Origin of the sequence: Streptomyces griseoaurantiacus, from assembly GCF_036189845.1 — a bacterium.
In the GTDB taxonomy this organism is placed as follows: Bacteria; Actinomycetota; Actinomycetes; order Streptomycetales; family Streptomycetaceae; genus Streptomyces; species Streptomyces griseoaurantiacus.
The window spans coordinates 7,353,203-7,369,443 of record NZ_CP108326.1 but is presented as its reverse complement, the minus strand read 5'-3'; the positions used below and the strand labels follow the sequence as shown (position 1 = coordinate 7,369,443).

The window sequence follows — 16,241 nt, the reverse complement described above, 5'->3', positions numbered from 1 at the left end:
GGCGGTCGAGGGCGGCGTGCGGTCGTGCGGGGCGGTGGGGGGCACGGGCGGGGGCACGGGCGCGGCGGGGGCGTTCCGCACCCCCTCGGTCAGCGGACGGTGGCGTTGACCGCGTCCGTCACCGCCGTCACGTGGGGCGGGCGGACCAGGCCGTAGTGCGTGGTCTCCACCTCCTCCCAGTGGCTCGGCGCGGTCAGCACGGTGTCCCACAGCCGGCGCTGCTCCGCGGGCGGGCCGAGTCGCGGCAGGCCCGGTACGGGGTGCCGGGCCAGCCACACCCTTGCCGGGGTGGTGGCGAGCGGCGGCAGGTCGTGCGCGGCCATGGAGCGGAGGTTGGCCAGGCAGCGGCGGGTGAGCCGTTCGGCGTACTCCCGGGCCGCCTCGCCCGCCCGCCTCTCGCCGAGGCCGAGTTCGTGGGCGAACAGCGCCTGCAGTTCCTCCTCCCCGTAGGCCTGGTGGAGCGGTCCGGAGCCGGGCGGCGGCGGGTCGAGCAGGTGGAGTACGTCCGCGGGCCGGCCGGCGGCCTCCGCCTCGGCGGCCATGCCGAGGGCCACCCAGGCGCCGAAGGACCAGCCGGCGAGCTGCCGGCGCCACCGGGTGGCCGGGAAGCGCGCCTCCAGGGCCGCGTGGTAGTGCCGGGCCCGTTCGGTGAGGGTCCACTCGGGGCGGGCTTCCGGCCGGCGCAGCGCCGGGTCGGCGATCAGCGCGACGGTGAGCCGGGGGTCGAGGCCCGCGACCAGCGCGCGGTACGCCTGGATGTCGCCGCCCACCGGGTGCACCAGGCACAGCACCTCCTCGCCGGTGCCCTCCCGCCACACCTCGAGGGGGACGTCGGGCGCGGGGCCGGCGGACAGTGCGCCGGTGGCGGGGGGTGCGGGGGTGCGGGAGCGGTCCAGGAGGGTCAGCACCTCGGTGAGGGTCACGTCGGGGCTCAGTTCCGCGAGGTCGAGCTCCACGTCGAAGTGGCGTTTGATCCGGTCGATGAGTTCCAGCAGGGTGAGGGAGTCGGCGCCGAGGTCGTAGAGCGGGGTGTCGGGGGCGAGGGTGTCCAGGCCGAGCCACTCGCGCAGCCAGCCGCCTACCAGTGCGGCCGCCTCGCCCTCCCCGGGGACGGCGGCCGACGCGGAGGTGGCGGCGTCCGCCGGCACGGTCGCCGCCGGGGTGGCGGGCGCCGTCGCCGCCGGGGCGGGCGCGGGGCCGGCGTAGAAGGCGCGGGAGGCCTGCGGTTCGGTGGTGGAGACCAGGACGTGCGGCAGTCCGGCGGACAGTGCCCGTTCGAGGGTGCGGCGGCCCTCCGGCACCGTCAGCCCGACCGCCAGGTGGGCGCGGTGGCGGGCGTCGGCGGACGGGACGCGCAACGCCATGCCGACCTCCCGCCACACGTCCCAGGCGAGCGACAGCCGCAGGGTGTCCCCGGCGTGCGGGGGCCGTTCGGGCTCGTGGTGGGCGAAGGCGTCCAGCACGCCGGCCGCCGCCGCGTAGTCGTACTGGCCGACTCCGCCGAGGGTGCCGGCCATGGAGGAGCAGTAGAGGGCCGTGCGGGGCCGGAACCGCTCGATGAGGCGTTCCACGAGGAGCGCCCCGTTCAGTTTGGCGAGCGAACCGGCGTGCGCGGTGGCGGGGTCCCGGCGGGCGAGCAGTCCGCCGGTGCCCTCCCCGGCCGCGTGGACGACGGTGTCCAGCCGCCCGGTCCGTCCGGCGACGAGGGCGGCGAGCGCGTCGGGGGTCGCCGCGGTCAGGTCGGCCGTGACGAGGTCGATCCGGTCGGCCCGGGCGGTGAGCGGCTCCGGCAGCGCGGGGTGCCGGGACAGCAGCAGGACCCGGCCCGCGGTCCGTTCCAGGAGCCACCCGGCGAGGGTGGCGCCGATGCCGCCGGTCCCGCCCAGCACCAGGTGCACGGTGTCGGGACCGGCCGGCACACCGGTGTCGGCGGCGGTGGCGGGTGCCGTGACGGGCGCGGTGTCCCGCCGCCACCAGTAACCGCGGCGCAGGGCGAGGTGCGTGGGCAGTTCCTCGCCGCTCGCGAGCAGCGAGGCGAGCGGCGGCACGGCGGCGAGGTCAGCCGCGGGGAGGTCCACCCACAGGCCGGGGGCGGCGCCCTCCTGCGGTGCCACCTCGGTGACGCCGGTGAGCAGTGCCAGTTCGGGCCGGTCCACCGGTCCGTCCACGGGCCGGGCCCGGTACGAGAGCCAGACGGGGCGCGGCACGATGCCGGTCCGGCCGGCCGCCGCGCGGACCAGAGCGGCCGGGGCGTCCAGGCAGGCGCGGCGGGCCCGCCGCAGCCGTTCCTCGTCGACCGGTCCGTCCGGCACGCCGAGCGGCAGCGCGTGCAGCCAGTCCACGGTGCCGAGACCGTCCAGCACGTCCAGGAGCTGGCCGAGGGCCTCCGGGTCGGCCGGGTCGACGCGGTAGGAGTCCTCGTCGAGGCGGGCGAACGTCTCCCCCGCCGTCACCAGCACCACCCTGGGCCGCAGCGCGCGCAGTTCCCGTGCCCGCGCGGGTCCGGCCGGGTCGTCCGTGACCAGGACGAGGGGCCGGGGTGCCGGGTCCGCCGTAGTGGCCGTGCCGGCCCGGCGGAGGCGCACCCAGTGCGGCTGGTGCAGCCACCTCTCCTCGGGGAGCCGTTCCGGACCGGGGGCGGCCCCTGTCGCCTCCGCCGCCTTCACCGTCGTCGCGGCCGTCGCCGTGCGCGGGAAGTCGTACGCGGCCCGGGCGAAGGCCGGTGGCGGGAAGTCCCACGGCGCCTGCGCCGGTGCCTTCGGCCGGTCGAGACGGTGGCCGGCGAGGAACGCCTCGGCCAGGTGCCGCGCGTCGAGGCCCTGCGCCGCGACGGTCTCGCCCGACGGTTCGACCTCGGTGCCTTCCGCGCCGCGCAGCCACCGCACCGCCGAGGCCGGGTCGGGGCAGACCGCCGCCATGCGCCAGCGGCGGGCCGGCCGGCCCGACTGGAGGTGCTGGAGCACGGCCGGGTACGACTCCGGGTGGGCCTGGAGGTAGTCGGCGACGCGTTCGGCGTCGGCGCGCAGCGCGGCGGGGCCGGAGGCGGAGAGCGGCAGGGAGGGCACGACCTCGCCGGCGGGCCTGCCCTCCTCACCCGCCTCGATCACCACGTGGGCGTTGGCGCCGCCGATGCCGAAGCTGCTGACCGCGGCGACCCGCGGCCGGCCGGCGGGCCAGGCGCGGGCCTCGGTCGGGAAGTGGAACGGGGTGGGGTCGGGGCCCAGCCGGGGGTTGGGGGCGCGGAAGTCCCGGGTGGGCGGGACGATGCCGTGGTGCACGCACAGCGCCGCCCGCACCAGCCCGGCCGCACCGGCCGCCGCGCCGAGGTGGCCGATCTGGCTCTTGAGCGAGCTGATGGCGGTGCGGCCGGACTCGGCCACGTCGTAGGCCTGGCGCAGTGCGCCCACCTCGACCGGGTCGCCGAGCCGGGTGCCGGTGCCGTGCGCCTCGACGTAGCCGACGTCGGCGCCGGTGCGTCCGCTGCGCCGCAGGGCGGTGCGGATCACCTCGCGCTGCCCGGCGAGCGCGGGGGCGCTGTAACCGAGCTTGTCCGCGCCGTCGTTGTTGACCGCGGACCCGGTGACCGTGGCGTAGACGGTGTCCCCGGCCTCGCGGGCGAGCCGCAGCGGCTTGAGGACGAGCATGGCGATGCCGCTGGCGCCGACGGTGCCGGTGGCGTCGTCGCTGAAGGCCCGGCAGTGGCCGTCCTCGGAGAAGATGTGCTGCGGACGGTAGCGGTAGCCCCCGCTCAGCCTGGTGTCGACCAGGACGCCGCCGGCCAGCATGACGTCGGCGTCGCCCTGCCGCAGCAGTCCGGCGGCGGTGTGCAGCGCGAAGAGCGAACTCGCGCACGCGGCCTGCACGGTGAAGGCGGGGCCGGTGAGGTCGAGGTGGTAGGCGGCCTTGGTGGCGAGGAAGTCCTTCTCGTGGTGGAGGGCGAGCTGGAAGTCGTCCGGGAGGCGGCCGGGGTCGCTCTCGCGGAGCATGTCCTGGAAGTAGGTGTTCTCCCCGGCGGCGGCCACGATGCCGACCCGGAGGGCGGAGGTGTCGGCGACGCCCGCGTGTGCCAGGGCCTCGACGCAGGTCATGAGCATGTGCCGTTGCTGGGGGTCCATCAGCCGGGCTTCCTGCGGGCTGATGCCGAAGTGGTCCGGGTCGAAGTCGAGGAGTCCGTCCATCGCGCTGCGCGCGCCCACGAGTTCGCCCTCGGTCTCGAAGTACTCGATGCCGGTGCCGCCCCGCCGGATCAGGTCCCAGAAGGACGCCAGATCGGGGGCCCCGGGCAGCCGGACGGCCATGCCGACCACCGCGATCGGTTCGAGGTGCCCCGGCAGGGCCGGCGGGGTGCCGGGCCGTTCGGCGGAGGACGACGGGACGGTGCCGCTCGCCGGGGCCCTCGGGGCGTCGGTGCCCGCGTCCGCGGCCCCGGCGTCCGTCCCCCGCCCCGGCGCGTGATCCGTCCCGTGGTCCGCCTCCCTTCGGTCCAGGAACCGGGCGAGCGCGCGGATCGTCACGTGCTCGAACAGGTCCGTGATCTCGAAGCGCAGGCCCAGTGCGGTGCCGCACCGCAGGTGGAAGCGCATCAGGCCGAGGCTGGAGGCGCCGGCCTCGAAGAACGTCCGGTCGGGGCTGATGGGCAGCCCGGTGGCCTCCTCGAAGGCGGCCGACAGGTCCCTCTCGCGCCCGGACGCGCCCTCCGTCCCGGCGGAGGCCGCGGGCAGTTCCGTGCCGGGGGCGCGCAGGGCCGCCCGCCGGTCGACCTTGCCGCTCGGGGTGCGCGGCAGCGAGGCCAGCACCCGGAAGCGGCCGATCCGTACGTGCGGCGGGAGCAGGGGCGCGAGGTGTTCGGTGAGCGCACGGGACGTGGGCGCCCCGGCGCGGCATTCGAGACAGGCGGTCAGGGCGCCGTCCTCCAGTCCGACGGCCGCGTTCACCACGTCGGGGTGGCGCAGCAACGCCGCTTCCACCTGGCCGAGTTCGAGCCGGTGGCCGCTGAGCTTGATCTGCTGGTCCTGGCGGCCGTGGTAGTGAAGGAGCCCGTCCGGGGTGAAGGAGGCCCGGTCACCGCTGCGGTAGAAGAGTCCCTCGCCGGGGAGTTCGACGAAGCGTTCCTCGTTGAGGGCCGCGTCGCCGAGGTAGCAGCGGGAGGCCATGAGTCCGCCGATCAGCAGGTCGCCGACGCGGCCGGGCGGCAGCGGCTGGTCTCCCGGGTCCACGACGCGCAGCCGCGCACCCGCCACCGGGGTGCCGATGGCCGGGCGTTCCGGCCAGAGCGCCGGGTCGCCCTCCAGGCACAGGGCGCTGACCACGTGGGTCTCGGTGGGCCCGTAGTGGTTGAAAAGGCGGGCGCCGGGCAGTCCGGCGAACCAGCGGCGGATCGCGTCGGTGCACACCAGTTGCTCGCCCGCGGTGACCACCTCGCGCAGCCGGGAGGGGTAGCGGCCGAGGTGGACGGCGTGTTCGGCGAGCAGTTGGAGGGCCACGTACGGCATGAAGACGCGCTCCACGCCCGCCGCTTCCATCCGGTCGAGCAGCGCCGGGACGTCGTGCCGCCACTCGGGGCGCACGAGGTTCAGGCAGCCGCCGCCGCACAGCGTGGTGAAGATCTCCTGGAACGACACGTCGAAGGACAGCATGGAGAACTGCTGGGTGACGGCGGGCCCGGTGAGGCCGCCCTCGGCCGCCTGCCAGTGGAGCAGGTTGGTCAGGGTGCGGTCGTGGACCTGGACGCCCTTGGGGACCCCGGTGGAGCCGGAGGTGAAGAGTGTGTACAGCGGTCGCCCGGCGTGCGGGGGCGGGGGTGTGGGCTCGGTCTCCGTCAGGGTGACGGTGCGGCGTACCGTTCCTCCGGGGTCCACCGCGTCGAAGGCGGGTCCGCCGCCCGGTGCGAGGAGCACGCACACGGGGGTGATCTGGCGCAGGATCTGCCGCAGCGGTTCCGCCGGGTAGGCCGGGTCGAGGGGCACGGCGGTCCAGTTGAGGCGGGCGAGGGCCAGCAGGGCGACCACGTGTTCCACCGAGGGCTCCAGGAACAGGGCCACGTGCCGCTGCTCCGTCTCCGTCCCGTCCGTCTCTTCGGATGTCCCTTCGAACTCCTCGGTGGCGGTGCGGAGTTCCTCGGCGAGGGCGGCCGCCCAGCGTGCGAGGCGCGCGTAGGTGATGTCCCCGTCCCCGGTGCTCAGGGCGGGGGCGTCGGGGGTGCGGGCGGCCTGGGCCGCGAAGCCCTCGGCCACGGTGGCCCAGCCGGGGGCCGGTGCGCCGCCCCGGCCGAGGGCGGGCAGTGCCCGCCGGTAGGGGGCGGCGAGTTCGGCCGGGGTGCCGGGCCTGCGGTCGGCGAGCAGGTCGAGGCCGGTCCGGAACATCCGGTCCATCGCCTCGATCTCGGCCTCGGTGAAGTGTCCCGCGGCGTACTCCCACAGGCAGTCGAAGCCGTCGGGGCGCTCCACCACGGAGAAGGTCAGCGGGACCTTGGCCTCGGCGGGTGCCCGCCAGGCGGGCCGGGCGGTGACGCCGGGCAGCCGGAGGGCGTCGAACTCGGTGTTCTCCAGGACGAAGAGGATGTCGAAGGGGGACTCTCCGGCGGGGTGGCCCCGGTCGTCGAGGACGTCGGCGAGGGACACGTCCTGCCGGTCCAGCGTCTCGCGCACGGCCGCGCCGAGCCGCAGTACCTCGGCGCGCAGCGCGCCCCGGGGTGCGAGCGTCACCGGGAGCAGCACGGTGTTGGCGAACATGCCGACGCTCGACTCGAACTCCGGCACGGCGCGGCCGGTGACCGGTGCGGCGATGCGCGGCCGGGTGGTGCCGGTGACGGCGTACAGGCCGCAGGCGAACACGCCGAGCAGCAACTCGAAGCGGCTCAGCTCCAGTTCGGCGCAGAGCCGGTCGACGGCGGCCCGGCGGTCCGCGCCGAGGACGGTGTGCGTGAGCCGTCCCCGGGTGCCCTCGGGGCCGGCGGACGGGAGTGGTTCGGCGGGTTCCTCCTCGGCGTCCCCTCGGTTGCGGGACTCCTCGCGCAGGGCCCGGTAGGTGTCGTGGGCGAACCACCTTTGCTGCCAGTGCGCGTGGTCCAGGGGGGTGGGTGCCGGGGAGGCGTCCGGCAGGGGGGTGTCCGGGACGTCGAGTGCCCGGGTGTAGGCCTGCGAGAGGTCGCGGAGGAGGAGGGTCATCGACCAGCCGTCGACCGCGATGTGGTGCAGGCGGAGCAGCAGGGTGCCGCCCTCGGGGCGCGGCAGCCAGCAGGCGTCCAGCATGCGGGGGCGGGACAGGTCGTGGGGCAGGCCGAAGAACGTGTCGATGAGCACGGACTCGGCTTCCGCGGGGGGCGGTTGGACGCCGTCCGGTGCCGGTGTGTGCGCGGTGAGGTCGGCCGGTGCGGTCCACGGGTCATAAGGGTCGCCCACGAACTGCGTCAGGCCCTCGGGTGACTCCTCGAACCCGGTGCGCAGGGCCGGGTGCAGGGCCACCAGGTCACGGAGGGCCCGGCGCAGCGCGGCGGCGTCCACGGGGCCGTCCAGGCGGAACGCCTGCCCGACGGTGTAGGCGCGGGAGTCGGGGAAGCGCCGTTGGTGCAGCCAGAGCCGCTGCTGCTCGCTGGTGGCGGGGCCGCGCCGCGCGCCGCCGGGCGGGTCGGGCACCGGGTGGCGGGGGCGGGTCGCCTCGGGCGTGCCGTCGATCGCCTCGGCGAGGGCGGCGAAGTCGGAGCGCAGCACCGCGGCCTGGGTCAGTTCGCGTCCGAAGCGGCGGCGGATCTCGAAGCGGAGCCGCAGCGCCCGCAGGGAGTCGCCGCCGCTGGGTATCCACCGGTCGGCGGGGCGCAGCCCGGAGGTTCCGAGGACCCGCTCGGCCAGTTCCAGCACCTCGCGCTGCCGTGCGGTGACCTCGGCCGCCGGGGCGGCCCCGGCGGGGTTCTGCCAGGGCGGGTCGGTGCGGCGCAGCAGGGCCCGGCCGTCGACCTTGCCGTTGCCGGTGTGCGGCAGCGCGTCCACCCGGTAGACGTGGTGGGGGCGCATGTAGGCGGGCAGTGCGGAGGCCAGGTGCCGGTCGAACTCCTCGTAGCCGAGGCCGGGTTCGGCGACGAGGTGGGCGAGCAGTTCGAGGGCGGCGGTCTCCGGGTGCGGGCGGGTGCTCACGTGGACCTGGCGTACGGCGGGGTGGGCCGCGATTCGGCGTTCGACCTCGGCGGGTTCGATGCGGAAACCGCGCACCTTCACCTGGCGGTCGGCGCGGCCCCGGCAGGTGAGCGCGCCGTCCGGCTCGGCCCGGACGAGGTCGCCGGTGCGGTAGAAGCGTTCCCGCCCGCCCTCCTGCCGGGGCAGGCGGACGAAGCGGCGTGCGGTCTCCTCGGGCAGGTTGCGGTAGCCCGTGGCGACGCCGGTGCCGGAGAGCAGCAGTTCGGCCACCTCGCCCGGGGCGGCGGGCCGTTCCGTGCCGGGTGCCACGAGCAGCACCCCGGTCTCGGGCAGCGGGCGGCCGACCGGGACGACGTCCCCGTCGAAGTCCTCGGAGATCGGGTGGATGAGGGCGAAGGTGCAGACCTCGGTGGGTCCGTAGACGTTGTGCAGCACGGTGGCGGCGCCGGCGTTGTGGGCGTACCAGCGGCGCACCGCCGAGGCGTTGAGCTGTTCGCCCCCGATGAGGACCTCGCGGGTGCCGGCGAAGCAGGAGGGCACGGTGTCGACCACGGCGTGGAAGAGCGCGGTGGTGACGAACACGGTGTCGACGCGTTCCCGCAGCAGCGCGGCGGCCAGCCGGTGCGGGGTCTGCACGTCCTCGTCGCGCAGGACGACGCAGCAGCCGCCGGTCAGCAGCGGGACCCACAGTTCGAAGTTGATCGCGTCGAAGGCCGGGTTGGACAGGCAGGAGTACCGCTGCCCCGGTTCCGTCCGCAGCCAGCCGGGGCGGGCCAGGCGCAGGACCCCGGCCTCGGGGACCTCCACTCCCTTGGGCCGGCCGGTGGTGCCGGAGGTGTAGAGGGTCATCCCGGCGGGCCGTTCGGGGAAGGGGTGCGTGGCCTCCGCGGTGACCGCGGCGCGTCCGGCGTCACCGGCGTCCCCGGTGGCCGGTCCGGCTCGACCGGGGACGTCGAGCACGTCGGGCGCTTCGGGCACGTCGGGCAGGCCGGCCAGCAGCCGTGCCGCGGGCAGGGGGCGCGGTCCGTCCGGCAGTCCTTCCGGTGGTGTCGTGCCGTGCACGAGGACGACGCTGCCGGAGTCGGTGAGGATGTGGGCCTGCCGCTCCGGCGGGCTCTGGGCGTCGAGGGGCACCACCCGGGCGCCCCGCCGCAGCGCGCCGAGCACCACCACGAGGAGCTGCCAGGAGCGGGGCAGCACGACCGCGACGGCGTCGCCCGGGCGGACGCCCTCGTGGTCCAGGGCGGCCGCGACCGCGGCGCCCGCGGCGTCCAGTGCCGCGTAGTCGAAGCGGTGTCGCCCGTCCACCAGGGCCGGGGCGTGGGGGGTGCGCCGGGCCTGGAGGTGGACGCCGTGCGCGAGGCCGGTCGCGCTCGTGGCCGGGGTGCCGTGCGCGAGCGGTCCGCCCGTGCCGTGGAGCGGCAGTGTCATCGCAGCCCCCGCGTTCCGGACGGCACCGACCGGCGGACGGGTTCCGCGGCGTGGAGCCGGTCCATGTCGGCGAGGATCGCCTCGGCCACCGAGGTCACCTGCGCCCCCTCCAGCAGTTCCCAGTGTCCGCAGTCGAGCGGCACCACGGTGAGTCCGGCGCGGGCCCGCCGCCGCCAGAAGTCGCGGGTGGGGTGCGGGCCGCCGGGTCCGGGGCCGTCCGCCGCGGCCTCGATCAGGGTGAGGGGAACGGTGGTGGGCCGCGGCTCGTGGGCGCGGGCGGTGGCCCTGCTGTGGTTGTACGTGGCGTGGTAGCGGGCGAGCTGGTCGGCCTCGATGCCCGGGTACATGCCGTTGAACCGCACCAGTTTCTCGGTGAACTCCTCGTACGTCACCGGTTCGATCGCGGCACTCGCGGCGGGGTCCTCGGTGGCCTGGGTGTCGAGCAGGACCACGCTCAGCCTCCGGTGGCCGGCGCGCGCCAGGAGCCGGCCCATCTCGTGGGCGATCAGCCCTCCGTAGGAGAGTCCGCACAGCACCAGGAACTCCTCGGGGCGCGCGTCGACGAGGTCCAGGTACGCCTCGGCCATCGCCTCGACGCCGGGAAGCGGTTCCTCGCCGGGTTCGATGCCCGGGGCCTGGATGCCGAAGACCCCGATGTCCTCGGGGAGGGCGTCGGCGAGGGGGAGGTAGCAGAACGCGGTGCCGCCCGCCGGATGGACGCAGATCAGGCGTCGCCGGCCGGTGCCCGGCCGCAGTTCCAGCAGGTTGCCGCCGGGTGGGCGGGGGCCGCCGCGGCGCAGCCGTTCGGCGAGCGCCTCGATGGTGCGGTGCCGGATGACGTCCTGGATCGGCAGGGGTGTGCCGAACTCCTCGCCGATCGCGTGGGCCACCTTGATGGCGGAGACGGAGGTGCCGCCGACGTCGAAGAAGTCGTCGGTGATGCCGATGCGGGGGTGCAGGAGCAGCCGGGACCAGATGCGGTGCAGGGTCATCTCCACGTGGTCGCGGGGTGTGCCCGTGTTGACCCGCGAGGTGAGTGCCGCCCGGGCCTTCTCCAGGAGGGCGGCCCGGTCGAGTTTGCCGCCCCGGCCGAGCGGCAGGGCGGGCAGTTCGACGAAGGCCGAGGGGATCATGTGGTCGGGCAGGTGCGCGGCGAGGGCGGCACGCCATTCGTGCGGCTGCCGGGCGGGTTCCCCGCCCCGTCCGAGGCCGGCCACCAGCCGGAGTTCGCCGGCCGGGTCGCGGTCGGCCAGCACCGCGGCCTCGCGCACCCCGGGCAGGGCGAGCAGGGCGGCCTCGACCTCGCCCGGTTCGATCCGGAAGCCGCGCAGTTTGATCTGGTCGTCGCGGCGTCCGGCGTACTCGGCGTTGCCGTCGGGCAGCCGGCGGGCCAGGTCGCCGGTGCGGTAGACGCGGCCGCCGGGGACGAAGGGGTCGTCGAGGAAGCGTTCGGCGGTGAGTTCCGGGTGGCCCAGGTAGCCGCGGGCCACGCTCGCCCCGCCGATGTACACCTCGCCCACGACGCCGGGCGGCACCGGGCGCATCCGTTCGTCGAGGAGGTAGAGCCGGGTGCCGGGCAGCGGACGGCCGATCGGGCACGGTCCGTCGACCGGCCGCGGGTCGAGGTGGGCGGTGCTGTAGAGCGTGGTCTCGGTCGGCCCGTAGCCGAAGCAGATCCGCAGTCCGGGCAGGGCGGTGGTCATCCGGTGCAGCGCACCCTCGGGGAGCGACTCCACCCCGGTGAGCACCTGACGCAGCGCCAGCCCGGCGAGGCGCTCGTGCGGGGCCTCGTCGATCCACCGCACGTAGGCCGGCGGCAGGAAGGCCTGCACGACGCGGTGCTCGCGCAGCCAGTCCATCAGCGCGGCCGGGTCCCCGCGCACCTCCTCAGGGACGAGGTGCAGGGCCGCGCCGGTGGTGAGCGGCAGCAGCAGTTCGTGGACGGAGGCGTCGAAGCCGATGCTGGACCAGGCCGAGGTGGCCTCGCCGGGGGTGGCGCCGAAGCGGTCGAGCCACTGGTCGAAGAGGTTGAGCACATTGCCGTGGGTGACGGCGACGCCCTTGGGCCGCCCGGTGGAGCCGGAGGTGTAGATCACGTAGGCCAGGGCGGAGTCCGGGACGGTGACACCGGGGGCGTCCTCGCTGCCGCCCTCCGCCTCGACGGCGGTGAGCGGCCGGGCGGCGGCCGGGAAGGCATGCGGACCGGCGTCCGCGTCCCGGCCCCGTTCGGCGTCCCCGTCCGGTGCGGCGTCCCCGTCCAGTCCAGCGTCCGCGTCCGGGTCCCGTTGGTCGGTGAGGACGAGGGCGGGCCGGGCGTCGGCCACCATCGCGGCCAGGCGACGGACGGGCTGGCCCGGGTCGAGGGGCAGCCAGGCGGCGCCGGCCTTGAGGATGCCGAGCACGCCCACCACCAGCTCGGCCGTGCGCCCGGCGTGCAGCGCGACCACCTGGTCCTCCCCCACACCGCGCGCGATCAGGGCGTGCGCCAGCCGGTTGGCCCGCCGGTCGAGCGCGGCGTAGGTCAGGCTCCGGTCACCGGCGACGACCGCCGTGGCCTCCGGCGCGGTGCGGACCCACTCCTCGAACCGTGCGAGGAGCCCGGCGGGCCGGGAAGGCGGGGCGGCACGCTCCTCCCCCGCGGCGGCGCGGGCGTCCGGGGCGCCCGCGCCGTCCCCGTCCGCACCGGGCCGCTCCCCCGGCGCGCGGAACCCCGTCGCGTCCCAGTCCGCCAGGAGTGCGGCCGTCTCCGCCTCGTCCATCAGCGCGTACTCGTCGACCGCGCGTTCCGGCGCCCGGGCCAGCTGCTCCAGTACGCGGACCAGATAGCGCAGGTGGCGCTCGACGGTCGTCCGGTCGAACAGGGCCGTGGCGTAGTCGAGTTCGCCGACGATCCGCCCGTCCTCCTCGCGCAGGGCCAGCACCTGGTCGAACTTGGCCGGGGCGAAGGGCACCGGCAGCGTCCGCACCTCCACTCCGGGCAGCTCCATGAGGCCGTCCGTGGGCGGGACCCAGGCGAGCATCGTCTGGAACAGCGGGGTGTGCGCGGTGCTGCGGGGCGGGTTGACGAGCTCCACGACCCGCTCGAAGGGCAGCTCCGCGTTGCGCACCCCGGCCCGGACCGTGGCCCGTACCTGCCGCAGCAGCGCGGACCCGGTCGGGGCGTCCGCCAGGCGTATCCGAAGCGCCAAGGTGTTGACGACGAAGCCCATCAGGCCGTCGAGGTGCTCGCCCCGGCGGTTGGCCGTGGGGGTGCCCACCACGAGGTCCCGCTGCCCGGACAGCCGGGACAGGACGATCGCCCACCCCGTCAGCAGGGTGGAGAACAGCGACCCCTCGTGCCGTTCGGTGACCGCCTTGAGCGCGACGGTCAGTTCGGGGCCGATCTCCAGCCGCACCCGTGCGCCCGTGTGGTCCTGCGTGGGCGGGCGGGGCCGGTCGGTGGGCAGCTCCAGCAGTGGGGGCGCGCCCTCGAGCAGGTCGGTCCAGTAGGTCTCCTGCGCGAGCGGCCCCGGGCCGGCCATCCACGTCCGCTGCCCGCGGGTGAAGTCGGTGTACTGCAGGGGCACCGGCGGCAGCGGGTCGGGTTCGCCGCGCAGCAGGGCGGTGTAGAGGGCGCCCGTCTCACGGAGCATCATGCTGCGGGACCAGCCGTCGAACATGGCGTGGTGGACGGTGAGGACGAGGACGTGGTGCTCGGGGCCGAGGATCAGCAGGCGTCCCCGGGCCAGGGGTGCGTCGGCCATGTCGAACGGGGCGAAGCTCTCCCGGCGCACCAGTTCCGTGACGCGTGCCTCGGCGTCGGGGAGGCCGGTGAGGTCGTCCACGGCCAGCCGGAACCCGCTGTCCGGGGGGTCGACCCGCTGCTGGGGCTCGCCCCGGGACGGCACGATGCGGGTGCGCAGCACCTCGTGACGGGCGGTCACCGCGTCGAGCGCCCGGCGCAGCACCGTGCGGTCGAGGGGGCCGCGCAGCCGGAAGGGCATCGGCTCGTTGTACGCGGCGTGGGCGCCCTCCCGCTGGGTGAGCAGCCACAGCCGGCGCTGGCCGTACGAGAGGGGGGAGGAGGCAAGGCCGGGCAACGTTGTCATCGACGGGTGCAGCCTCTCAGTCGTGATACCGGAAGGTGCGGGGTGCGGAAACTGCGCACCGGCGGACGCCCGGCCGGCGACGTGCCGGACGAGGCGAGGTGGTCACTGGGAGGGTGGGGGAATCAGAGTCGGACGAAGATCCACTGGCTCGGACAGCACAAGAGTTTTGGACAGCGCGATGACCATGTCAATGGCGGCCCGGGGGACGCGCGGGAGCCGGCCGAAGCGATCATTCCGTTCGTGTGCGTGGCCAACGGGGCGTTGAGCGGCGGGAATTCGGGTGCGCGACCCGGTTTTCGCGGTGGGTGGTCACGGCACGGTTCACCGGGTCGTGCGGGGGCGAATTCGGGTCAGCGTGCTCCCTCGCCGTCGCCCGGCGTGCGCGCGTCGGCGCAGGTGGCCCGGGTCCGCCCGGGGGTGGCCGGTGGCGAAGTGGATCACTTTTCGGACAACGCCTCGCGGGGAGGAGAGATCGCCGATGTGCGGGGCATGCTCCACGCGTCGCGCCGGGTCCCGCAGTCCGGACGCCCGGTCGTGTCCCCGCGCGCGGGTCCCCTTCAGCCCTCCGAGGGAGCGAGCACGATGTCGAAACGCACCCGGCTCCAGGTGCCCTCGACGGTCCGGCCGTCCGGTGTGGGAGTACCGGCCGGCTGCCGCTCGAACCGCTTGATCAGGGAGTCCCTGATCCCGAAGACGGAGTCCTCGCGGCCGACCGGGTCCCCCTCGGGGAAGATGTGCGTCACCAGCGTGCCCGCGCTTTCGTGCGCGACCTTGAAGTGCAGGTGCGCGGCGCGCAGCGGTGAACGGCCGGCCGCGCGCAGGAGCCGCCCGACCGGGCCGTCCTCGGGGATGGGGTACGGCGTCGGGGTGAGTCCCCAGAAGCGGTAGCCTCCGTCCTCGTCGGTGCGCAGGCTGCCGCGCGCGGAGCGCCGTGCCGGGTCGTACTGGACGTCGTAGCGGCCCTCCTCGTCGGCCTCCCACACGTCGAGGCGCGCGCCCGCGAGCGCGGTGCCGTCCGTGCGGGTCACCGTGCCCTCGACCCAGCAGGGTTCGCCCGGGGCGCCGAAGGAGAGGTCGCCGCCGAGCGGCACCCGCGGGACGTCCTCGACGAAGAACGGTCCGAGGACGGTCGCCTCGGTGGCTCCCCCGTGGGCGGTGCCGTTCACGTTGACGGTCTGTGTCGAGGCGCCGAGGACGTCGGAGAGAAGGATGAACTCCTGGCGTGTGTCGTCGGTGAGGTGGCCGGCCCGGGTCAGGAAGTCGATGGCGGCGGCCCATTCCTCCTGGGTCGGCCGCGCCTCGCGCAGGAAGGCGTGCAGATGCCGGACCAGAGACACCATCAGCTCCTTGAGCCGAGGGTCGGGGCAGGCGTCGAAGGAGGCGACGACGGCGTCGACGAGCGCTCCCTCGGCGGCCTCCCGCGCGGGGCCGGGCCCCGTGGCGGGGCGCGGGCGGGCGTTCTCGGGGGCGGGTTCCGGGTGTGCCTCGGTGCTCATCCTCGTTCTCCTCTCCACGCGGCGTACAGCAGGGCCGTGAGGTTCTCCTCGGTGACGGGGGCAGGATTGCCCTCGGGTACGGCGGCCAGGATCGGCGCGACCGCCCGCGCGATGCCCTCCTCGGGCATGCCGTGCTCGCGCAGGGCGTGCGGGGCGCCGACCTGAGCACGCAGTGCCGCGAGTCCGGCCACGGCGGTGGGGGCGCCGAGGGCGGCGGCGATGCGCCCCTCGGCCTCGGGCGCGTGCGGGGCGTTGAGGGCGAGGACGTGCGGCAGGACGACGGCGTGGGTCTGGGCGTGCGGAAGGTCGAACATGCCGCCGAGCACATGGCAGATCCGGTGGTGCAGGCCCGAGCCGGCCGAGGCGAAGGAGACGGCGGCGAGGTGGGCGCCGTACAGCGTCTGTTCGATGCCCTCGAGGCCGCCGCCGTTCCGGGCGAGGGCGGGCAGCCCGGCGGACAGCGCCCGGATACCCTCCGTGGCCAGCGCCCGGTCGATGGGGTCGGCGCGCGGCCCCCACATCGAGTCGACGCAGTGGGCGAGCGCGTTGAGTCCCGAGGCGACGGCCAGGGCGGTGGGCAGCGAGGTGAGCAGCGCGGCGTCGTGGACGACGGCACGCGGCAGGACCGCGTCGTCGACGCCCGTGGTCTTGGTGCCGCCCTCGGTCAGTCCCCAGACGTTCGTGGCCTCGGAGCCGGCGTAGGTGGTGGGGACGGCGAGGAGCGGCAGGCCGGTGGTGAGGGCGACGGCCTTGCCGAGTCCGGTGGCGGAGCCGCCGCCCACGGTGACGAGGGTGTCGGCCCGCGCGTCCGCGGCGGCCGCCCGCGCCCGCTCCGCCACCTCGGCCGGGACGTGCATGACGACCTCCTCGTGCCGGCGCACGACCGGCAGTTCGGCCGCGATCGGGTCGGCGGCGGCCGCGGCGCGGCGGGAGGCGATCAGCAGGACGCGGCGGGCGCCCAGGCGCCCGGCCTCGCGGGCGACCGCCCGCGGCGCGTCCCGGGGGGCGAAGACGACCCGCTGGGGCAGCGTCGTGTGGGTGAACCTCATGGGCGCAGAGTCCACCACGGGGGCGGCCCCGGGTCCACCGTCGGCGCC

Annotated in this window: 4 protein-coding genes; all 4 read right to left on the bottom strand. The window is 75.8% G+C overall.

The features are described 5' to 3' along the window. Positions 1-89 precede the first annotated feature (89 nt). Positions 90-9,560, bottom strand: a complete 9,471-nt coding sequence (locus OHB09_RS32325; RefSeq protein WP_328922959.1) for a non-ribosomal peptide synthetase — start codon at positions 9,558-9,560, stop codon at positions 90-92. Then, positions 9,557-13,648: a non-ribosomal peptide synthetase gene (locus OHB09_RS32320; protein WP_328922958.1), complete on the bottom strand. Its 4,092-nt coding sequence runs from the start codon at positions 13,646-13,648 to the stop codon at positions 9,557-9,559. The genes OHB09_RS32325 and OHB09_RS32320 overlap by 4 nt, the downstream gene beginning before the upstream one ends. Positions 13,649-14,205: 557 nt before the next feature. Beyond that, on the bottom strand, positions 14,206-15,144 hold the full coding sequence (locus OHB09_RS32315) for a dioxygenase family protein (RefSeq protein WP_328922957.1): 939 nt from the start codon (positions 15,142-15,144) through the stop codon (positions 14,206-14,208). Then, the gene (locus tag OHB09_RS32310) at positions 15,141-16,193 is read right to left on the bottom strand and encodes a maleylacetate reductase (protein ID WP_328922956.1); all 1,053 of its coding nucleotides are present in this window, start codon (positions 16,191-16,193) and stop codon (positions 15,141-15,143) included. The genes OHB09_RS32315 and OHB09_RS32310 overlap by 4 nt, the downstream gene beginning before the upstream one ends. Positions 16,194-16,241: the final 48 nt, after the last annotated feature.

Excerpts from the sequence above, each read along its gene's own strand:
- OHB09_RS32325 (WP_328922959.1), bottom strand. The coding sequence starts at position 9,560 with ATGACACTGCCGCTCCACGGCACGGGCGGACCGCTCGCGCACGGCACC.
- OHB09_RS32320 (WP_328922958.1), bottom strand. The coding sequence starts at position 13,648 with ATGACAACGTTGCCCGGCCTTGCCTCCTCCCCCCTCTCGTACGGCCAG.
- OHB09_RS32315 (WP_328922957.1), bottom strand. The coding sequence starts at position 15,144 with ATGAGCACCGAGGCACACCCGGAACCCGCCCCCGAGAACGCCCGCCCG.
- OHB09_RS32310 (WP_328922956.1), bottom strand. The coding sequence starts at position 16,193 with ATGAGGTTCACCCACACGACGCTGCCCCAGCGGGTCGTCTTCGCCCCC.